The organism is Streptomyces scopuliridis (genome assembly GCF_042790125.1).
Classification (GTDB): domain Bacteria; phylum Actinomycetota; class Actinomycetes; order Streptomycetales; family Streptomycetaceae; genus Streptomyces; species Streptomyces scopuliridis_A.
This window is the reverse complement of the sequence record NZ_JBHTZS010000010.1, coordinates 155100-175394: the sequence shown is the minus strand read 5'-3', so window position 1 is coordinate 175394 and position 20295 is coordinate 155100. Positions and strand designations below refer to the sequence as shown.

14 protein-coding genes are annotated in these 20295 nt (G+C 70.3%); 8 read left to right on the top strand and 6 right to left on the bottom strand.

The genetic code is table 11. The features are described from left to right. Positions 1-12: 12 nt before the first annotated feature. The gene (locus tag ACFRKB_RS18080) at positions 13-1245 is read left to right on the top strand and encodes an arginine deiminase (protein WP_383106849.1); all 1233 of its coding nucleotides are present in this window, start codon (positions 13-15) and stop codon (positions 1243-1245) included. A 78-nt stretch (positions 1246-1323) separates the two neighbouring features. Beyond that, positions 1324-2340 carry an ornithine carbamoyltransferase gene (gene argF, locus ACFRKB_RS18075; RefSeq protein ID WP_383106848.1) on the top strand — a complete coding sequence of 339 codons (1017 nt, stop codon included), beginning with the start codon at positions 1324-1326 and terminating at the stop codon, positions 2338-2340. A gap of 102 nt (positions 2341-2442) precedes the next feature. Here argF and ACFRKB_RS18070 read toward each other — a convergent pair whose 3' ends face one another. Beyond that, positions 2443-2853 (bottom strand): ATP-binding protein, encoded by a 411-nt coding sequence (locus ACFRKB_RS18070; protein ID WP_383106846.1) that lies wholly within the window; start codon positions 2851-2853, stop codon positions 2443-2445. Between the two features lie 363 nt (positions 2854-3216). Here ACFRKB_RS18070 and ACFRKB_RS18065 point away from each other — a divergent pair, with 363 nt between their 5' ends. Further along, on the top strand, positions 3217-4050 hold the full coding sequence (locus ACFRKB_RS18065) for an enoyl-CoA hydratase family protein (RefSeq protein ID WP_365974285.1): 834 nt from the start codon (positions 3217-3219) through the stop codon (positions 4048-4050). Then, complete coding sequence (locus tag ACFRKB_RS18060; protein ID WP_383106964.1) at positions 4050-6359, top strand: bifunctional salicylyl-CoA 5-hydroxylase/oxidoreductase; 2310 nt, start codon at positions 4050-4052, stop codon at positions 6357-6359. The genes ACFRKB_RS18065 and ACFRKB_RS18060 overlap by 1 nt, the downstream gene beginning before the upstream one ends. Here the strand turns inward: ACFRKB_RS18060 and ACFRKB_RS18055 are convergent. Both ACFRKB_RS18055 and ACFRKB_RS18050 read right to left on the bottom strand, forming a co-directional pair. Next, positions 6346-7188 carry a PaaX family transcriptional regulator gene (locus tag ACFRKB_RS18055; RefSeq protein WP_383106845.1) on the bottom strand — a complete coding sequence of 281 codons (843 nt, stop codon included), beginning with the start codon at positions 7186-7188 and terminating at the stop codon, positions 6346-6348. The two genes, ACFRKB_RS18060 and ACFRKB_RS18055, sit on opposite strands and share 14 nt — an antisense overlap. Positions 7189-7197: 9 nt before the next feature. Then, positions 7198-8931, bottom strand: a complete 1734-nt coding sequence (locus ACFRKB_RS18050; protein WP_383106963.1) for an AMP-binding protein — start codon at positions 8929-8931, stop codon at positions 7198-7200. Positions 8932-9030: 99 nt separating this feature from the next. Between ACFRKB_RS18050 and ACFRKB_RS18045 the strand changes: the two genes are divergently transcribed. Further along, positions 9031-10230 (top strand): acyl-CoA dehydrogenase family protein, encoded by a 1200-nt coding sequence (locus ACFRKB_RS18045; RefSeq protein ID WP_383106843.1) that lies wholly within the window; start codon positions 9031-9033, stop codon positions 10228-10230. Further along, positions 10227-10625, top strand: a complete 399-nt coding sequence (locus tag ACFRKB_RS18040; protein WP_383106842.1) for a RidA family protein — start codon at positions 10227-10229, stop codon at positions 10623-10625. Before ACFRKB_RS18045 ends, ACFRKB_RS18040 begins: the two co-directional genes overlap by 4 nt. Positions 10626-10719: 94 nt before the next feature. Here the strand turns inward: ACFRKB_RS18040 and ACFRKB_RS18035 are convergent, their stop codons facing one another. Further along, the gene (locus ACFRKB_RS18035) at positions 10720-12438 is read right to left on the bottom strand and encodes a hypothetical protein (protein WP_383106841.1); all 1719 of its coding nucleotides are present in this window, start codon (positions 12436-12438) and stop codon (positions 10720-10722) included. Between the two features lie 295 nt (positions 12439-12733). On the opposite strand from ACFRKB_RS18035, the gene ACFRKB_RS18030 reads away from it, so the two are divergent. Together ACFRKB_RS18030 and ACFRKB_RS18025 are read left to right on the top strand one after the other, a co-directional pair. Further along, complete coding sequence (locus ACFRKB_RS18030) at positions 12734-16090, top strand: S8 family peptidase (RefSeq protein WP_383106840.1); 3357 nt, start codon at positions 12734-12736, stop codon at positions 16088-16090. Positions 16091-16498: 408 nt separating this feature from the next. After that, a complete protein-coding gene (locus tag ACFRKB_RS18025; RefSeq protein ID WP_365972756.1) occupies positions 16499-16687 on the top strand; it encodes a hypothetical protein in 189 nt (62 codons plus the stop codon). A 92-nt stretch (positions 16688-16779) separates the two neighbouring features. Here the strand turns inward: ACFRKB_RS18025 and ACFRKB_RS18020 are convergent, their stop codons facing one another. Further along, complete coding sequence (locus tag ACFRKB_RS18020; RefSeq protein ID WP_030350772.1) at positions 16780-18309, bottom strand: helix-turn-helix domain-containing protein; 1530 nt, start codon at positions 18307-18309, stop codon at positions 16780-16782. A gap of 195 nt (positions 18310-18504) precedes the next feature. Further along, the gene (locus tag ACFRKB_RS18015) at positions 18505-20115 is read right to left on the bottom strand and encodes an alkaline phosphatase D family protein (protein WP_383106838.1); all 1611 of its coding nucleotides are present in this window, start codon (positions 20113-20115) and stop codon (positions 18505-18507) included. Between the last annotated feature and the right edge of the window lie 180 nt (positions 20116-20295).

Here is a 20295-nt window from a genome sequence, read left to right as displayed (position 1 = left end):
AGGATGGAAGACATGGGATTCCATGTCGACTCCGAGACCGGGCGGCTGCGCCGCGTCATACTGCACCGCCCGGATCTGGAGCTGAAACGCCTCACGCCCGGCAACAAGGACACACTGCTCTTCGACGACGTGCTCTGGGTACGCCGCGCCCAGGAGGAGCACGACGCGTTCGCCGCGCTCCTGCGCGACCGGGGAGTCCAGGTACATCTCTTCGGCGATCTGCTGAGGGAGTCCCTGGACCTCCCGGCGGCCCGGCGGCTCGTGCTGGACCGGGTCTTCGACGAGAAGGAGTACGGCCCGCTCGCCACCGGCCATCTCCGGGCGATCTTCGACGAACAGCCCACGGACCGGCTGGTCGAGGCGCTGGTCGGCGGGATGACCAAGCGCGAGTTCCTGGAGCAGCACGCGGAGCCGGTGTCCGTACGCTTCCACGCGATGGAGCTGGACGACTTCCTGCTCGACCCGCTGCCGAACCATCTCTTCACCAGGGACACCTCGGCGTGGATCTATGACGGCGTGAGCATCAACGCGATGCGCTGGCCCGCCCGGCAGCGCGAGACCGTGCACTTCGAGGCGATCTACAAACACCATCCCCTGTTCACCGGGCCCGCCGCCGGGGCGTTCCACCACTGGTCGGAGGGGCAGGACGACTACCCGTCCACCATCGAGGGCGGCGACGTCCTGGTCATCGGCAAGGGGGCCGTACTGATCGGGATGAGCGAGCGCACCACCCCGCAGGCCGTCGAGATGCTGGCACGCGGGCTCTTCGCGGCCGGCTCCGCCACCACGATCGTGGCGCTCGACATGCCCAAGCGGCGGGCGTTCATGCATCTCGACACCGTGATGACGATGGTCGACAGCGACACCTTCACGCAGTACGCGGGCCTCGGCATGCTCCGCTCGTACACCATCGAACCGGGCGGCGACGGCCGCGAACTCAAGGTCACCGACCACCCGCCGGAGCATATGCACCGTGCCATCGCGGCGGCCCTCGGCCTGGCGGACATCCGGGTGCTGACCGCCACCCAGGATGTGCACTCCGCGGCGCGCGAGCAGTGGGACGACGGCTGCAATGTGCTCGCCGTCGAGCCGGGCGTCGTCGTCGCCTACGAGCGCAATGTCACCACCAACACGCATCTGCGGAAACAGGGCATCGAGGTGCTGGAGATCCCGGGCGGCGAGCTGGGCCGGGGCCGGGGCGGGCCGCGCTGTATGAGCTGTCCGGTGGAACGTGACGCTGTATAGCGATGCAGGTCATCGTATATGGTTCCAGTATCCGGTATCGTCCCCACACTTCGCGACTCGCGCCCCAGGAGCAGCCCCATGGCCATACACCTCGAAGGCCGCCACTTCCTCAAGGAGCTGGACTTCACGGCCGGTGAGTTCCGCGGTCTGATCGAACTGGCCGCGGAACTCAAGGCCGCGAAGAAGGCGGGCACCGAGGTCCAGCGGCTGCGCGGCAGGAACATCGCCCTGATCTTCGAGAAGTCCTCCACCCGCACCCGCTGTGCCTTCGAGGTCGCGGCGGCGGACCAGGGCGCCTCCACCACCTATATCGACCCGGCCGGCTCGCATATCGGGAAGAAGGAGTCCGCGAAGGACACGGCCCGGGTGCTCGGGCGGATGTTCGACGGAATCGAGTTCCGCGGGGACGCCCAGGAGACCGTCGAGGAACTGGCCGCGTACGCCGGCGTCCCCGTCTTCAACGGCCTCACCGACGCGTGGCACCCCACCCAGATGCTCGCCGATGTGCTGACGATGACCGAGCACACCGACAAGCCGCTGACGGAGATCGCCTTCGCCTATCTCGGGGACGCCCGCTTCAACATGGGCAACTCGTATCTGGTCACCGGCGCCCTGCTCGGCATGGACGTACGGATCGTCGCGCCGCGTGCCTACTGGCCGGCGGACGACATCCTCGCCCTGGCCCGCGAGGCCGCCGCGGGCAGCGGGGCCCGGATCACGCTGACCGAGGAGATCGCCGAGGGTGTGGCGGGCGCGGACTTCGTGGCCACCGACGTCTGGGTGTCGATGGGTGAGGCCAAGGAGGTCTGGGACGAGCGGATCGAGGCGCTCGCTCCGTACGCCGTGACGATGGACGTGCTGCGCGCGACGGGCAACCCCGACGTGAGGTTCCTGCACTGCCTTCCGGCCTTCCACGACCTGGACACGGAGGTGGGCCGGGAGATCCATGAGCGGCACGGGCTGACGGAGCTGGAAGTCACCGACGAGGTCTTCGAATCGAAGCACTCGGTCGTCTTCGACGAGGCCGAGAACCGGCTGCACACCATCAAGGCGGTGCTGGTGGCGACGCTGGCCGCGAGCGGCACCGCTCGGTAGGGCGGCGAGGCCCCGGATCGCCGGGACTCGGGCCGCCGGGCCTCGGACCGTCAGGACCGGGGCCGCCGGGACTCGGATCGCCAGGACCGGGGGCGCGTGGCGTCAGACCGCCGGAAGCGTGAACCAGACCGCCTTGCCCTGGTCCGTGGTGCGGTGGCCGCAGGCCGAGCTGAGCGTACTGATCAGCGGCAGGCCGCGGCCGCCCTCCTGCCAGGGGTCCGGCATCGTCCCCGGATGCGACAGATCGCCCGGCGGGGCCGGATCGCAGTCGTGCACCTCGACCTGGCAGCCGGTCGGCAGCAGCTCCACCACCAGCTCGATCGGCTCGCCCCCCAGGGTGTGCTGAATGGCGTTGGCGACCAGTTCGGCGGTCAGCAGCTCCGCCGTGTCGCTGTGCGTCCGCTCCTCCAGATGTGCCAGAGCGTCACGGACGAGGGCGCGCGCGATGGGCACGGCTTCGACCGAGTGGGGCAGCGTGACTCTCCGGGGGCAGGAGTCTGCGGCTTCTGGCATGGCGGGCGGTCCGATCAAGGCACAAGTGCGGCCGGGGGGTGCGGGGGTCATTGCTATCACGTTCAAACATACGGAGCGTGAGCGGGTTAACAAGAGGCGCCTGCCTGCCGGGCACGGGACCAATGGCACTTGCCTGCCGGGACCTTTAGCGGCTTACGGGCGGTATCTCGCGGAATTGTCACGGAAGGGACGCGGGCGCGTCGCGGGCCTGTCACGGGCGTATCGCGTACTCGTGACGGCAGTCATATTTGGGTGATACGTTTTCTGGACGCTGAAGCTCGCCGAGGCCGCTCCGGCTCTCAGGTCGCAGAGGCCACGGAGGCCACTGAGGCCGCTGAGGTTCGCTGAAGGAGGTCGCACTCCATGAGCCCGTTCACCGGTTCCGCGCCCCGCACCGAGGAGTGGCGCCATCTGCGGCTGACCCGGGACCATGACGTCGGCGTCGCGACCGTCACCCTCGCCCGCCCCGCGAAACTCAACGCGCTCACCTTCGGTGCCTACGCCGATCTGCGCGATCTCCTCGCCGAGCTGTCCCGGGAGCGCTCCGTACGCGCCCTCGTACTGGCCGGCGAGGGCCGAGGCTTCTGCTCCGGCGGGGATGTCGACGAGATCATCGGCGCCACCCTCGCCCTGGACACCGCCCGGCTCCTCGACTTCAACCGGATGACCGGCCAGGTGGTCCGGGCCATCCGGGAGTGCCCCTTCCCGGTGATCGCCGCCGTGCACGGGGTCGCCGCGGGCGCCGGCGCCGTCCTCGCGCTCGCCGCGGACTTCCGGATCGCCGACCCCTCCGCGCGCTTCGCCTTCCTCTTCACCCGGGTCGGCCTCTCCGGGGGCGACATGGGCGCGGCCTATCTGCTGCCCCGCGTGGTCGGGCTCGGGCATGCCACCCGGCTGCTGATGCTCGGTGAGCCGGTGGCCGCCGCCGAGGCCGAACGTATCGGGCTGATCAGCGAACTCACCGGCGACGGCCTGGCCGACGCGCGCGCCGCCGAGCTGGCCCGCCGGCTCGCGGAAGGCCCGGCGCTCGCGTACGCGCAGACCAAGGCCCTGCTCACCGCCGAGCTTGACATGCCGCTCGCCGCCGCCGTGGAACTGGACGCCGCCACCCAGGCGCTGCTGATGAACGGCGCGGACTACCGGGAGTTCCACGCCGCCTTCACCGAGAAGCGGCCCCCGAAGTGGCAGGGCCGCTGATGGCCCGCGTCCCGCGCGTCGCGGTCATCGGCGGCGGACCCGGCGGGCTCTACGCCGCCGCCCTGCTCAAGCGGCTCGACCCCGCCCGCGAGATCACCGTCTGGGAGCGCAGCGCACCCGACGACACCTTCGGCTTCGGCGTCGTGCTCTCCGACGAGACGCTCGGCGGTATCGAGCACGCGGATCCCGTCGTCCACCGGGCGCTCCAGGCCGAGTTCGTGCGCTGGGACACCATCGACATCGTCCACCGCGGCCGTACCCTCACCTCCGGCGGCCATGGTTTCGCGGCGCTCGGCCGGCGCCGGCTGCTGGAGATCCTGCACCAGCGCTGCGCGTCCCTCGGCGTACGGCTGCGGTTCCGCACCGAAGCGCCGCCCGCCGCCCGACTCGCCACCGCGTACGACCTGGTGATCGCCGCGGACGGGGTCCACAGCCTCACCCGCGCCGCCCACGCCGGGGTCTTCGCCCCCACGATCACCACCCACCGCTGCCGCTATGTCTGGCTCGCGGCCGACTTCGCCCTCGACGCGTTCCGCTTCGAGATCGCCGAGACCGAGCACGGCGTGATGCAACTCCACGGCTACCCCTACGCGAAGGGGACCGCCGGCGCGAACGGGGCCTCCGGCGCGCGCAGCACGGTCATCGTCGAGATGCGCGAAGAGGTCTGGCGGGCGGCCGGATTCGAGGATCTCGACGAACGGCGGTCCGCCGAACGCTGCGCCGAGATCTTCGCGGACGCGCTCGGCGGGCGTCCGCTGCGTGCCAACGCCTCGTCCTGGACCGCGTTCCGCACCGTGGTCAACGACCGCTGGAGCCACGGCAATACGGTCCTGATCGGCGACGCCGCCCACACCGCCCACTTCTCCATCGGCTCCGGCACCAAGCTCGCCGTCGAGGACGCCCTCGCGCTCGCCGCCTGTATCGAGGAGCGGCCGGAGCTGCCGGAGGCGCTCGCGGCGTACGAGAGCGAGCGCCGCCCGGTCGTGGAGTCCACCCAGCGCGCCGCCGCCGCGAGCCTGCGCTGGTTCGAGGAGCTGGCCACCTATACGGATCAGCCGCCGCGCCAGTTCGCCTTCGGGCTGCTCACCCGCAGCCGCCGGGTCACCCATGACAATCTGCGGCTGCGCGACCCCGCCTTCACCCGGGCGGTGGAGCGGGACTTCGGCTGCCCGCCCGGCACCCCGCCGATGTTCACGCCCTTCCGGCTGCGCGGGCTGACCCTGCGCAACCGCGTGGTCGTCTCGCCGATGGACATGTACTCCGCCGTGGACGGCGTCCCCGGCGACTTCCATCTCGTCCATCTCGGCGCGCGCGCCCTGGGCGGCGCGGGACTCGTCATGACCGAGATGGTGTGCGTCAGCCCGGAGGGCCGTATCACCCCGGGCTGCGCCGGTCTCTACAGCCGCGAACAGGGCGACAGCTGGCGACGGGTCACCGACTTCGTGCACACGCGGTCACCGGGGACGGCCATCGGCGTCCAGCTCGGCCACGCCGGGCGCAAAGGCGCCACGCGCGTGATGTGGGAGGGCGCGGACGAGCCGCTGCCCGTGGGCGGCTGGCCGCTGGTCGCCGCCTCACCGCTGCCGTACCGGCCCGGCGTCAGCGAGGTCCCGCATCAGCTCGACCGCCGTCAACTCGACGCGATCCGCGAACAGTTCACGGCCGCCGCCCGGCGGGCCCAGCGCAGCGGCTTCGACCTGCTGGAGCTGCACTGCGCCCATGGCTACCTGCTGTCCGGCTTCCTCTCCCCGCTGACCAACCGGCGTACCGACGCCTATGGCGGCTCGCTCGCCGCCCGGCTGCGCTTCCCGCTCGAAGTCTTCGACGCCGTCCGCGCGGACTGGCCCGACGACCGGCCCATGACGGTCCGGATCTCCGCCACCGACTGGGCACCCGGCGGTACGACCCCGGAGGACGCCGTGGAGATCGCCCGCGCCTTCGTCGCGCACGGCGCCGACGCGATCGATGTCTCCACCGGTCAGGTCGTCGCCGACGAACGGCCCGAGTTCGGCCGCTCGTACCAGACCCCGTTCGCCGATCTGATCCGTAACACCCTGTCCGTGCCGGTCATCGCCGTGGGGGCCATCTCCTCCTGGGACGATGTCAACTCCCTGCTGCTCGCGGGCCGTACCGACCTGTGCGCGCTCGCCCGCCCGCATCTCCACGATCCGCAGTGGACGCTGCACGCCGCCGGGGCCCAGGGGTACGAGGGTCAGGCCGCGCCCTGGCCGCTGCCGTACCGCGCGGGCAGCCGCCCGCCCCCGGCCGGCCGCGCCGACGACCCCAAGCCGCGCCTCACTCTTCGGTGACCGGCCGTTCCACGAACGCCAGACCCAGGTCCCGCAGCCGGGTGTGCAGGCGGCCGAAGACCTCCGCGGACCGCTCGCCGGGCCAGTTCTCCGGGAGCAGTTCGGCGGGCAGACCGGGGTCCGCGTACGGCAGCTGCCGCCAGGAGTCCAGGGCCAGCAGATAGTCGCGGTACGCGTCCTCCGCCACTCCCGGGCCCCCGTCCGAGCCCGCGCCCCGGCCGTCCCAGGCGCGCAGCACGGGCTCGTGCGCGTCGAGGAACTCCTCGTGCTGGGTGGCGATCGCGTCCAGATCCCACCAGCGGGCCACGGCGTCGGCCGTCGCCTCGAAGCCGAGGTGCCGGCCGCTGAACAGATCGACGTACGAGTCGAGCCCCAGCCGCCGCAGGGTGTGCCGGGTCTCCTCGTACAGTCGGCCCGGGGCGATCCAGACGCCGGGCGCCGCCGTTCCGAAACCCAGCCGGCCCAGCCGGGAGCGCAGCAGATGGCGCTTGTGGCGCTCGGACTCCGGGACGGTGAAGACCGCGAGGACCCAGCCGTCGGACAGCTCGGGCGCGGGCCCAGCGTAGATCCTGCGGTCCCCGTCGTCGAGCAGCTGGCGCGCCTCGGCCGACAGCGTGTAACCGGCCGCGCCCCGCGCCGTACGCTCCGGGACCAGCAGGCCACGGCGTTTGAGCCGGGAGACCGAGGAGCGCACGGACGGCGCGTCCACACCGAGGGCGCCCAGCAGACGGATCAGCTCCGCCACGGCGAGAGGGGTGTCCTCCGGTGTGCGCCCGTACGCGCCGTACAGAGTGACGATCAGGGATCGGGGGGTGTGCTGCTCGGCCACGTGATCACTTTAGGCCCTGTCGGTGAGGGCCTCGGCTCCGTCGGGCGCCGGTGCCGGTGCCGGTCCCGGCACTCGCAGCCGGAAGCGCTGGAGTTTGCCGGTGGGGGTACGGGGGAGCGCGTCCAGGAAGACCACTTCGCGCGGGCATTTGTACGGCACCAGCCGCGCCCTGACGAACTCCCGCAGCGCCGCCGCGGTCGTCTCGCCGCGCTCCACGCCGTCACGGACCACGACATACGCCGCGACGATCTGGCCGCGCAGTTCGTCGGGCAGCCCGACCACGGCCGCCTCGACCACATCGGGATGGGCCAGCAGCGCCTCCTCGACCTGGGGGCCCGCGATGTTGTACCCGGCCGAGATGATCATGTCGTCCGCGCGGGCCACATAGCGGAAGTAGCCGTCGGGCTCCCGTACATATGTGTCCCCGGTCAGATTCCAGCCGCCCCGTACATACTCCCGCTGGCGTGGATCGGCCAGATACCGGCAGCCCACCGGGCCGCGCACGGCCAGCAGTCCCGGCTCCCCGTCGGGTACCGGCGCGCCCGAGCCGTCCACGACGCGCGCCTGCCACCCCGGCACCGGAACCCCCGTGGTGCCGGGCCGGATCGCCTCGTCCGCCGCGGAGATGAAGATATGGAGCAGCTCGGTCGCCCCGATGCCGTTGATGACCCGGAGCCCGGTGCGCTCGCGCCACGCCTGCCAGGTGGCAGCCGGCAGGTTCTCGCCCGCCGAGACACAGCGGCGCAGGGAGGAGATGTCGTACGGGTGCGTGGTCAGCTCGTCCAGCATCAGTCGGTAGGCGGTCGGCGCCGTGAACAGGACCGACACCCGGTGCCGGGCGACCGCCGCCAACAGCTGGGCGGGCCGGGCCTGTTCGAGCAGGAGCGCGGAGGCCCCGGCCCGCATCGGAAAGATCACCAGGCCGCCGAGGCCGAAGGTGAAGCCGAGCGGCGGGCTGCCCGCGAAGAGATCGTCGGGGCCGGGGCGCAGCACCTGTCGCGAGAAGGTGTCGGCGATGGCGAGAACGTCACGGTGGAAGTGCATGCACCCCTTGGGCCGGCCCGTCGTCCCCGAGGTGAAGGCGATCAGCGCCACATCGTCCGCCGCCGTCTCCACCGCGGTGTATCGCGCCGGCTTGTCGTCCGTCAGCCGCAGAAGATCGTCCGGTGCGTCTCCTCCATAGGTCGTGATCCGCAGCCCCGGTATCTCCGCCCGGACCAGCTCGTCCACCGACCTGATGTCGCACAGGGCATGGCCGATCCGTGCCATCTCGCCCATGGTGGCCAGTTCCGCCGCCCGCTGCTGGGCCAGCACGGTCACGGCCACCGCGCCCGCCTTGAGCACCGCCAGCCAGCAGGCCGCGAGCCACGGCGTGGTCGGTCCGCGCAACAGCACCCGGTTGCCCGGCACCACGCCCAGATCAGTGGTGAGGACATGGGCGATCCGGTCGACGCGCCCGCGTAACTCCCCGTACGTCCAGACCTCCCCGCCGGGCCCGCGGAAGGCGGGCCGGTGCGGGCCGAAGCGGTCGACCGTACGGTCCAGCAACTCGGCCGCGCAGTTCAGCCGGTCGGGATAGCCGGAGGAGCCGGGACGGCCGGGGCCACCGGAGGAGCCAGGACAGCCGGGGCCACCGGCGGAGTCCGGCGGGGGCGGGACGGGAAGGAGCAGGGGCCACTGGTCCGCGGGCGGCAGCTGGTCGCGCGCGAAAGTGTCCCGGTGGGCCGAGGGTGTCAGCTCCATGGTGCGCCCCCTTGTGGTGGTGGGGTCGTGCATCGAGCGTATCGTGATGGTGACGACAGTCAACGGTCCGCGATAGACGCGCTGGAAGTGGGGGCCCGGATGCCCGTATTCTCGCTCGATCCGGTACAGACCGACTGGTGCGCGCGGCTGCGCGCCCTCGCCGTGGAACGGCTTCGTCCGATCGCCGAGAAGGGCGAACCCGGCGCGGTGAACCGTCCGTTGATCGCCGCCCTCGGTGAACTCGGCCTACTGGAGCGGCTGTTCGAAGCCGGAGCACTGGAACTCTGTCTGCTGCGCGAATCCCTCGCCCAGGGCTGTACGGAGGCCGAGACCGCGCTCGCGCTCCAGGGCCTCGGCACGTACCCGCTCGTCCTGGCGGGCACCGGCGGGCAGCGCGCACGCTGGCTGCCCGAGGTGCGCGCGGGGCGCGCCGTGGCGGCCTTCGCGCTCAGTGAGCCGGGCGCCGGATCCGATGCCGCCGCGCTCGCCCTGCGGGCCGTTCCGGACGGCGAAGGCTGGCTGCTGACCGGCGAGAAACGCTGGATCTCGAACGCCCCCGAGGCCGACTTCTACACCGTCTTCGCCCGCACGGACACGGAAGCCGGCGCCGGGAGCGGAACGGGAGCCGGGACCGGCGCCCGCGGGGTCACGGCCTTCCTCGTCCCCGCCGACCGCCCCGGGCTCACCGGCACCCCGATCGAGATGCTCTCGCCGCACCCCATCGGCGCCCTCGCCTTCGACTCCGTACCCGTGACCGGCGACGATGTGCTGGGCGAGGTGGACCACGGCTTCCGGGTGGCCATGCGCACCCTGAACCTGTTCCGGCCCAGCGTCGGCGCCTTCGCCGTCGGCATGGCACAGGCCGCGCTGGACGCGGCCCTGGAACACACCGAGGAACGCCGGGCGTTCGGCGGTCCGCTCAGCCAACTCCAGTCCGTGGCACACCAGATCGCCGAGATGGCGACTCGCACCGAGGCGGCGCGCCTGCTGGTGTACGCGGCGGCCACGGCGTACGACACGGGCGCGCCCGACGTACCCCGGCGCTCGGCCATGGCGAAGCTGTTCGCCACCGAGACCGCGCAGTACGTCGTCGACGCCGCCGTCCAGTTGCACGGCGCCCGCGCCCTCCAGCGCGGGCATCCGCTGGAGCATCTCTACCGCGAGGTCCGGGCGCCGCGCATCTACGAGGGTGCCACCGAGGTCCAGCGCACCATCATCGCCAGGGAGTTGTACGGGCCCTCGCGCGGCGAGCGGGCGCGCGAACGCGAGCAGGCGCGGGAGCGGGGGCGGGAGCGATGAGCCTGGAGCGCCTCAACCCCGCCGGGCTCTCGCCCGCCACCGGCTTCTCGCACGCCGTCACGGCCACCGGCGGGCGGCTGGTCCTGCTGGCCGGACAGACCGCGCTCGACGGGACCGGCGCCGTCGTGGGGGAGACCCTTCCCGCCCAGTTCGAGACCGCGCTCGGCAATCTCCTCACCGCGCTCGCGGCGGCGGGCGGCGCACCGGGGGACCTCGCCCGGGTGACCGTGTACGCGACCGATGTCGCGGACTACCGCGCCCACGCCGCCGAACTCGGCCGGATCTGGCGCCGGCTTGCCGGGCGCGACTATCCCGCGATGGCGGTCATCGGGGTCGTACGGCTCTGGGACGAACAGGCGCTGGTCGAGCTGGACGGTATCGCCGTACTGCCCTGAAAGGGGGCTGTTCATGGGCCCCCAGTACCCCACGAACAGCCCACGAACAGCTCACGAACGGCTCACGAACGGCCCCCGGGCACTCTGTCACCGATCAGGTCGGGATCGGCTTGGTCCGTGTGCAGTTCTTCCACTCCACCCAGGGGCGGGCGCCGCCGCTTTTGGGGCCGGTGGCGTAGGTCGGGTCGCCGGTGATGGTCTGGTTCTTCTCTTCGTGGGTGATGTCGATGCCGAAGAGTTTGAAGCCGAGGCTGACTTGTCCGGCGGAGATGCCGAAGCCGATGCCGAGTGAGGCGTTCCACCAGTCGGTGTTGGCTTTGTAGTCGAGGCGGGTGAGTTTGCCCTTGTCGTGGAGGAGGCGTTCGATGGGTCCGGCGTCGTCGTCGAGTGCTTCGGCGGCGTCGGAGGGGGTGGGCAGGGGGTTGGTGGCGGGGGCGTCGCCGCGTCCGCGCAGCCAGTCCTCGACGGCGGTGCTGTCGGTGTCGTTGTCGAGGGTGACCTCGGCGGATTCGGTGTGGATCTGGGACTCGATGGTTCCGCCGCCGCCGCCGACGTCGATGGTGACGGGTCCGGCGTTGGCTCCGGCGCCGGTCTGGATACCGGGGCCGTCGCCGGATTCCTGGCTGGTGGTGATGGTCAGTTTCTGCGGGTGGTGCGGTTTGCCGTCTTTTTCCTCCTGGTCGTAGGCGGCGGCGTCGTAGGTGACGGCGACCTGCTGCATTCTGCTGCCCTTGGCCTGTCCTACCGCGCCGGCGGTGCCGCTGACGGTGAAGGTGTAGACGAACGTGATCTTGCCCGCGTCGGGACCGGTCTTGGCGCGCATGACGACCACGTCCTCGGTCATCGAACCCGAGAGTCCCTCGAAGGAGATGCTGCCGAGGTCCTTGGGGCCGTCGGCGCCCTTGCCGTCCTTACCGCCCTTGGTGTCCTTGCCGCTCTTGCCGTTGCTCTTGAAGGTCTTGCCGAAGCTCACCCCGCCGGCCAACTCGGTCGAGGTCTTGGTGATGTCGACATCCGGCGCCTTCTCCGGGTCGAGATCGGGCCTCTTCTTGTCCGCGTGGTAGCCGCAGATCATGCCCAGTTCGGAGGAGCGGGGGCCGGCCGGCCTGCTGTTGCACTTGCTCTGCGCCTTGAGGTATTCGGTGAACTGCTGCGCGTCCTCCAGGTTGGCAGCCAGGTCCGCCTGGGGATCGTCGCTCTTGTTCCCGTTGAAGAGCCACTGCCCGCCGCTGCCGCTGCCCTTCACATAGCTGCCGCTCAGCGAGGCGCTGCCGCCCCAGTCCTTGAGGCCCGGGATGCCGGCGGAGATGCTTGCCGTGACGCCGCCGCCGGTCTCGGTCACCCGCTCCAGGGTGACGGTGCCGTCGGACCACTGCTGGAGCTTGACCGACTCGGAATTGCTGATCTTGATGAAGAGGATCTGGATGACGACGGTGGTCTTCGTCTGGTCCTGGGACAGCAGACACTTCGCGGGCTCGAACGGGTCGCCGTTGGGGACGAAGGGATCGTCGGGACCGCCGCCCCCGCCGTCGCCGCCGTCACCGTCGTCGCCCGCGTAGTCGCCGGTGGAGCATGCCTCGGCCCCGCTGAGCGGGTGAAGTATTCGGCACACCGCGCTCTTGAGCCCGGTCGCCTCGTCGGTGGGCACGCTCAGACCGACGATGGCCGCCACGACCAGCGAGACCACCCCGACCATCGCGGCGTACTCGGCGCCGCTCTGCCCCCGGTCGCTCCGTCCCAGGTCGCGCAGTGGCGGGGAACCGGGTATGTAGTCATGCGCATGCCATCTGCGCAGCCTTTCCGTGCCCTTCATCAGTTCTCCTCGCCCACGCCGTCTCCCGTTCCCCCGAGCTTTCGCAGCCTATGGATGGGCCCGGGCCCAAACGCAGGGTCCGAGGGCCCAGTTGAGGGCCCAGGCGAGTAAGCCCGCCCGCACCGGCGTTGGCTGATCAGCGCCGCCGAAAGTGGCGTCAAATCGACCGTTGTGCGAATGAACCCCACGAGGCCGCCTGCCGTCTTCCGTGCCGACGCGGCTCCGGCTGACCAACACGCTCCCGATACGCGTCGCTTCGGGTTCTCCGACACAACACCTCACCACTGGGGGAGAGTTGCTCAGAAACAGCAGCAGAGCGGGCGCGGCCATGGTGGCGGCACTGCTCACCGCGGGCCTCACGACCGGCGCCGCCTCGGGGGCGGCGTCCGCCGCTCCGGCCGGCGACAGCGCGGAATCCTTCGCCGCGAAGGCGCGACAGGCGAAGGGTGAGTCCTCCATGGTCACCCTGATCACCGGCGACCGCGTCCAGGTGGACGCCGAGGGCCGGGTGACGCGGGTGGAGCCGGCCAAGGGCCGCGAGGGGGTCCGAATAACCGTCAACCGGATCGCGGGCGCCACGTATGTGCTGCCCTCCGACGCGTCCCGGCTGGTGGCCCAGGGCAAGCTGGACCGGCGGCTGTTCAATGTCAGCCGGCTGATCGAGGACCGCTTCGACGACGCGCACCGCGGGACGCTCCCGCTGATCGTGTCGTACGCCAGGGCCGCCGAGGACAAGGCGCGGGCGAAGTCGGCCATCTCGGCCGCGGACGTCTCGGTACGCCGGGTGCTGCCCGCCGTCAAGGGCGAGGCCGTGACCGCGCCCAAGACCGGTACGTCCGAGGTGTGGCGGGCCCTCACCGCGCCCGGCGAGCGGCGGAGCGGGGAGCGTACGGTCGCGCCGGGCGTCGAGCGCGTATGGCTGGACGGCAAGCGCCGGGCGAGCCTGGACAAGAGCGTCCCGCAGATCGGCGCGCCGGCCGCCTGGCAGGCCGGGTACGACGGCAAGGGCGTGAAGATCGCCGTCCTGGACACCGGTGTGGACGAGACCCATCCCGACCTCAAGGGCGTGGAGCTGGCCCAGAAGGACTTCTCCGGCTCGGGCAACACCGTCGACCACTTCGGCCACGGCACGCATGTCGCGTCCACCGCCGCCGGCTCCGGTGCCAAGTCCGGCGGCAAGTACAAGGGCGTCGCGCCCGGTGCGAAGATCCTCGACGGCAAGGTGCTGGACGACTCCGGGTTCGGTGACGACTCCGGCATCATCGCGGGCATGCAGTGGGCCGTCGACCAGGGCGCGAAGGTGGCCAACCTCAGCCTCGGCGGAGGGGACACGACGGAGACGGACCCGCTGGAGGCGGCCGTCGACAAGCTCTCCGCCGAGAAGGGCGTCCTCTTCGTCATCGCGGCGGGCAACGACGGCCCCGGCGCCAAGACGGTCGGCTCGCCCGGCAGCGCGGCCTCCGCGCTCACCGTCGGCGCGGTCGACCGCGACGACGAGATCGCCGACTTCTCCAGTGTGGGCCCGACGGCCGACGGTTCACTGAAGCCGGACATCACCGCGCCCGGGGTGGACATCGTCGCGGCCAAGGCGGCCCAGGGACAGATCGGTGACCCGGCGGCCGACGGCTATGTGTCGATGTCGGGCACGTCCATGGCGACCCCGCATGTCGCGGGCGCCGCCGCGATCCTCGCCCAGCAGCACCCGGACTGGACCGGCCGGCGGATCAAGCAGACGCTGACCGCGTCCGCCAAGCCCAAGGCCGGACTGACGGCCCATCAGCAGGGCACCGGCCGCGCCGATGTGGCCAGGGCGATCACCCAGACGGTGGTGAGCGAGCAGACCTCGCTGGGCTTCGGCACACAGCAGTGGCCGCACACCGACGACAAGCCGGTGACCAAGAAGCTCACCTACCGCAACAGCGGAACGAAGCCGGTCACCCTCGACCTGTCGGTGGAGACGGTCGGCCCCGAGGGCAAGCCCGCCCCGGCCGGCTTCTTCGCACTCGGCGCGAACCGGGTCACCGTACCCGCGGGCGGCACCGCGAACGTCGACCTCACCGCGGACACCCGGATCGGCACGCTGGACGGCACGTACTCCGGTGCGGTCACCGCCAAGGCGACCGAGGGCGGCCAGCAGGTCCGTACGACGTTCGCCGTGACCCGCGAAGTCGAGTCGTACGACCTCACGATGAAGTTCATCGACACCAAGGGCAAGCCCGCCCAGGCCGAGCCCACCGTCTACGGTCTCGCCGGCGACTTCTGGGAGAACCCGTACGACACCGACGGCGACGGCGTCGCCAAGATCCGGGTGCCCAAGGGCTCGTATCTGCTCGACGTGCCGGTGCAGACCCCCAAGGGCGGCGACACGCCCCCGGACATCGCGCTGATGGTGCAGCCGAAGCTCTCGGTCACCAAGAACGCCACGGTCACCTTCGACGCCCGCAAGGCGAAGCCGGTCTCCATCACGGCGCCGGACTCCGCGAAGCAGGGCGACAGTTATCTCAACTACGGCTTGGAAGCGGGGGACGGCTCCTTCGGCAGTACCTGGTACCTGGACTCGTTCAAGGGCTTCCGTACCGCGCAGGTCGGCGCGGCGCTGCCCGGCAAGCAGTTCAGCAGCCAGCTGGGCGGCACCTGGCAGAAGGGCGCCACGAGCTACAACCTGCTCTACAACCGCACCGGTTCGCTGTACACCGGCTTCAGCCACACCGCGACCAAGAGCGAACTGGCCCTGGTGAACATCAAGATCGGCGCCTCGGCCAAGGGCCGCAAGGGTACGGTCAACCCGTTCTGGAGCACCCCGATGATGGGGGTCGGCACGGTCACGCAGCCGTTCGCGCTCCCCGCCACGGCGAAGACGTATGTCACCGCTCCCCAGGGCATCGACTGGGAGTTCCACATCGGCCAGGACGGCACGGGCGAGGAGGGCGGCCTGTACCTCCAGTCCGACGCGCCCCGCGCCTACCAGGCGAAGAAGACCTACGAGAAGACGTACAACGTCGGCGTCTTCGGCCCGAAGGTGAGCGCGGACTACACCGCGCAGCGTCTGGGGAACGAACTGGCCGTCTGTATCCCCGAGTTCACCGACGGGGCCGGTCACTTCGGCCGCTCCGAGGTCTCCAAGCAGCGGACGCTGATCACCGTCGACGGCAAGAAGATCCTGGACGCGAAGGAGGACCTCTGCCAGTTCGTCGAGGATCTGCCCGCGAAGTCGGCCGCGTACCGCATCAGCACGGACGCGTCCCGCTCCACCACGGTCGCGGGCGTCAGCACCCGTATCACCGCGGCCTGGACCTTCGCCTCGAAGAAGCCCGCCGGTGACACCCTCGTCACCCTGCCGCTCTCCACGGTCCGCTTCGCCCCGAAGCTGGATCTGGGCAGCGCCGCGGCGGCCGGCAAGAAGCTCACCGTCCCGCTGACCCTCCAGGGTCCGGCCGCGGGCAAGGGCTTCAAGTCCCTTTCCGTGCAGGTCTCCTACGATGGCGGGACCACCTGGGCCAAGGCCCCGGTCACCACCGGCAAGGACGGCGGGAAGAGCCTGTCGCTGAGCCACCCGAAGACCGCCACGTCGGTCTCTTTCAAGGCGAAGCTCACCGACAAGAGCGGCAACACGTTCGAGACGACCGTCGTGAAGGCGTACCTGCTGAAGTAGTGCGCCCAGCCGTGTGACCCACAGTCAGCCGCGCCCGGGGGATGAACGTCCTTCCCCGGGCGCGGCGTTGTGGTGACCGGACCCCTCGACAGGTGATGTGACCTCGGTCACAGTGACCTCGGGATACGTGTACGCGGCATCACCGGGGAGCCGGTATCCCGGCGGTGCGGTTTCTCATGGCATCGGCTGACGTATGTCACGGGGATTACTGATAAATGTCATGGCACCGGAACGGCGCTGGAATTACCCATTCCATTTGCGGTGTGATCCACGTCATACTCGCCCAGTTCGAATAGATGCTTGTATCTCTCCCCGGGTGAATCCCGGTGGTAAAGGGCTGCGCATCCATCCCTTTTCCCCGGCCGCCCTCCGTATGTCCACCGCACATTCCTCATGGGGAGGGACAAAATGATCGAAGACAAGTTCAACGCGCAGATGGAGGGCCTCGGCGGGCTCTCCGAGGAGACCCCCGGCTGGCTGGCACACGACACGTCGCCGGTGCTGGCCACGCCGTCCCTCGCCTTCGCCGGAGGCGCGGCTCTCGTCACGGGCGCCTACGCCCTCGGCAAGGCCGTGGGGTCCAGCCCCCAGGGCTGACCGCGAGCGTAATTCCGTACCATGCGAGAAACCCCGCCGGGCCGGAGATGATTTCCGGCCCGGCGGGGTCCGTACGGCTCCGCGCATTCAGATTAAATGTCGCGGAAGATCTCGATCTGCGCGCCCACGGAATTCAGGCGTTCCGCCAGATCCTCGTAACCGCGGTTGATGACATAGACATTGCGGAGTACGGACGTACCCTCCGCCGCCATCATCGCCAGCAGTACGACCACGGCGGGCCGCAGGGCCGGCGGGCACATCATCTCGGCCGCGCGCCAGCGCGTCGGGCCCTCGACCAGGACGCGGTGGGGGTCGAGGAGTTGGAGCCGGCCACCGAGGCGGTTGAGGTCCGTGAGGTAGATGGCGCGGTTGTCATAGACCCAGTCATGGATCAGGGTCTGGCCCTGGGCCACCGCCGCGATGGCCGCGAAGAACGGCACGTTGTCGATGTTCAGCCCGGGGAACGGCATCGGGTGGATCTTGTCGATCGGCGCTTCCAGCTTGGACGGCCGTACGGTCAGATCCACCAGCCGGGTACGGCCGTTGTCGGCGGAGTACTCGGTGGTGCGGTCGTGGTCGAGCCCCATCTCCTCCAGCACCGCGAGCTCGATCTCCAGGAACTCGATCGGGACCCGGCGGATCGTCAGCTGGGACTCGGTGACCACGGCGGCGGCGATCAGGCTCATCGCCTCGACCGGGTCCTCGGAGGGGGAGTAGTCGACGTCCGCGTCGATGGACGGCACACCGTGCACGGTCAGTGTGGTCGAGCCGATGCCGTCGACCCGGACGCCCAGCGCTTCGAGGAAGAAGCACAGGTCCTGGACCATGTAGTTCGACGAGGCGTTGCGGATGACGGTCGTGCCGTCGTGGCGGGCGGCGGCCAGCAGGGCGTTCTCTGTGACGGTGTCGCCGCGCTCGGTCAGGACGATCGGGCGGTCCGGCGAGATCGTGTGGTCCACCTGGGCGTGGTACAGGCCCTCGGTCGCGGCGATGTCCAGCCCGAACCGGCGCAGCGCAATCATATGCGGCTCGATCGTGCGCGTACCGAGGTCGCAGCCGCCCGCGTACGGCAGCCGGAAGGTGTCCATCCGGTGCAGCAGCGGGCCGAGGAACATGATGATGGAGCGGGTACGGCGGGCCGCCTCCGCGTCGATCGCCTCCATGTCCAGCTCGGCCGGCGGCACGATCTCCAGGTCCACGCCGTCGTTGATCCAGCGGGTGCGGACGCCGATGGAGTTGAGCACCTCCAGGAGCCGGAACACCTCCTCGATGCGTGCGACCCGGCGCAGCACCGTGCGCCCCTTGTTGAGCAGCGAGCCGCAGAGCAGCGCGACGCACGCGTTCTTGCTCGTCTTGACGTCGATGGAGCCGGAGAGCCGGCGCCCGCCGACCACCCGCAGATGCATGGGACCGGCGTAGCCGAGGGACACGATCTCACTGTCGAGCGCCTCACCGATGCGCGCGATCATCTCAAGGCTGATGTTCTGGTTACCGCGCTCGATGCGGTTCACGGCGCTCTGGCTGGTGGCCAGAGCTTCGGCAAGCTGGCTCTGTGTCCAGCCACGATGCTGACGGGCGTCACGGATGAGCTTGCCGATGCGTACGAGGTAGTCGTCTGCCATAGGGGAAGATTATCTCAGGTGTGAGATAAGCGCCTGTTGGGGTGCGCTCCCCGGGTGACAGCCACCCGGGCGGATCTCCGGGGGCGGAGCTCCGTAGGACGGTCCGAGGGCGGCCACCCACGCTCCGATGGTGGGAGCCGGTGGCCGCCCCGGCAACCGCAGCGCCGCCGTACGGGTCAGGCGGCTGACATTCCATCAGGCGCGCTGGAGCCCCGGCCGTCCCGCCTCGGTGAGATAGGAAATCCGGGTCGACACCGGCGCACCGGGCCGGGTGACGTACGGAAGCACCTTGAAGTCGGCGCGGCAGGACTCCCGCGTGGCCGTGCAGCGGACATAGCCGCGCTGGTAGTTGGTGAACTCGATATGCGAGTTGGCCGCGAGCAGGCTCGCCCCGGAGGGGTCGAGGTCCATGCCGTCCATCTTGGTGGAGATGGAGGTGCCGACGAACTCGACGCCCACCGTGGGGGAGTCCGGGTCGTCGAAGTTCCGCTTGAGGTTGGCGGCGAGATGGCGGTGCATATCGCCGGTGAGTACCACGGGGTTGCTCACGTCGCGGGCGGCGATCTGGTCGAACAGCCGCTGCCGCGAGGCCGCGTATCCGTCCCAGAAGTCCATCACGAACGACTGGCCGGGGCCGGGGTCGGTGTCGACCTGGTTCATGGGGATCTGCTGGGGGATGAAATTCCAGGTCGACCCGGAGCGGCCGAGGCTGTTGTAGAGCCAGCTCTCCTGCTCGGCGCCGAGGATGGAGCGGTCGGGGTCGAGGCGCTCGTCGCAGCCGCTCTTCGTACCGTCACCGCAGGGCTGGTCGTCACGGAACAGCCGGGTGTCAAGGATATGGAACGAGGCCATCCGCCCGTAGCTCAGCTTGCGGTACAGCCGGGCCTCGAAGCCCCTCGGCTTGTTGGGCAGCCGCAGCGGCAGATGCTCGTAGTACGCCTGGAACGCGGCGGCGGCGCGCTGGCGGAACACCGCCGGGTCCTGGTCCGGCTCGTTGTCGAGCTTGGAGTGGTCGCCCGCCCAGTTGTCCTCCACCTCGTGGTCGTCCCAGACGACGGCGAACGGGTGGGCCTGGTGAGCGGCGATCAGATCCTGGTCGAAGCGGTGCAGCGCGTGCCGGTTGCGGTACTGGGTCAGGTCCATCGGCTCGGGGCGCAGTTCGGCGGCGACGGGGACCTGGCGTACGCCGCCCATCGCGTCGATGGGGTTCTCGTAGATGTAGTCGCCGAGATGCAGGATGAGATCGATGTCCTCCTGCGCGAGATGGCGGTAGGCGGTGTAGAAGCCCTCGAACCACGCCTGGCAGGAGACGAAGGCGAAGTTCAGCTCCTTGGGCCTGCTGTGCGGCGAGGGTGCGGTACGGGTGCGGCCGACGGGGCTGATCACGCCGCCGGCGCTGAAGCGGTAGTAGTACTGCCGGCCGGAGTGAAGGCCCGTCAGTTCTACATGGACCGAGTGGGCGAGCTCCGCCACCGCCCTCGTCCGTCCCCGGCGTACGACACGCCGGAAGCGTTCGTCCTCGGCGACCTCCCAGAGGACCGTGACCGCGTGAGGCGGCATGCCGCCGGTTCCGTCGGGGGCGAGGGGGTGAGGCGCGAGGCGGGTCCACAGGACGAATCCGTCCGGCCAGGGGTCACCGGACGCGACGCCCAGGGTGAAGGGGTCCTCAGTGAACCGCTCGGCGGCACCGGCCCGGCCGGCCGACAGGCTGCCGGCGGCGAACGCCAACGCGAGCGTTCCCGAGGCGCCGAGCATCGCGCGTCGCCCCAACCCTCTGGATCTGTCGATCCCACTGTTCAGTGGCATGGATGCTGGTCCGTTCCGTCGTGCGGGATCCCGCCCGAGCCGAGGTACTCGAAGCGGTATCGCCGCTTGATTTAACGCCCGTTCGTGTTGTAATCACACGGTGAATATCACATGAGAATCACGGGGTACAAGAGCACCCGCTGCGGGGGCTACAACGCTTGTCGTAGGCGACTGTAGGGG

Bases quoted from the DNA above. Each gene is read 5' to 3' on its own strand.
- ACFRKB_RS18015 (WP_383106838.1), bottom strand. From the start codon at position 20,115: ATGCCACTGAACAGTGGGATCGACAGATCCAGAGGGTTGGGGCGACGC.
- ACFRKB_RS18060 (WP_383106964.1), top strand. From the start codon at position 4,050: ATGGCCCGCGTCCCGCGCGTCGCGGTCATCGGCGGCGGACCCGGCGGG.
- ACFRKB_RS18045 (WP_383106843.1), top strand. From the start codon at position 9,031: ATGCCCGTATTCTCGCTCGATCCGGTACAGACCGACTGGTGCGCGCGG.
- argF (WP_383106848.1), top strand. From the start codon at position 1,324: ATGGCCATACACCTCGAAGGCCGCCACTTCCTCAAGGAGCTGGACTTC.
- ACFRKB_RS18040 (WP_383106842.1), top strand. From the start codon at position 10,227: ATGAGCCTGGAGCGCCTCAACCCCGCCGGGCTCTCGCCCGCCACCGGC.
- ACFRKB_RS18070 (WP_383106846.1), bottom strand. From the start codon at position 2,853: ATGCCAGAAGCCGCAGACTCCTGCCCCCGGAGAGTCACGCTGCCCCAC.
- ACFRKB_RS18035 (WP_383106841.1), bottom strand. From the start codon at position 12,438: ATGAAGGGCACGGAAAGGCTGCGCAGATGGCATGCGCATGACTACATA.
- ACFRKB_RS18025 (WP_365972756.1), top strand. From the start codon at position 16,499: ATGATCGAAGACAAGTTCAACGCGCAGATGGAGGGCCTCGGCGGGCTC.
- ACFRKB_RS18080 (WP_383106849.1), top strand. From the start codon at position 13: ATGGGATTCCATGTCGACTCCGAGACCGGGCGGCTGCGCCGCGTCATA.
- ACFRKB_RS18065 (WP_365974285.1), top strand. From the start codon at position 3,217: ATGAGCCCGTTCACCGGTTCCGCGCCCCGCACCGAGGAGTGGCGCCAT.
- ACFRKB_RS18020 (WP_030350772.1), bottom strand. From the start codon at position 18,309: ATGGCAGACGACTACCTCGTACGCATCGGCAAGCTCATCCGTGACGCC.
- ACFRKB_RS18050 (WP_383106963.1), bottom strand. From the start codon at position 8,931: ATGGAGCTGACACCCTCGGCCCACCGGGACACTTTCGCGCGCGACCAG.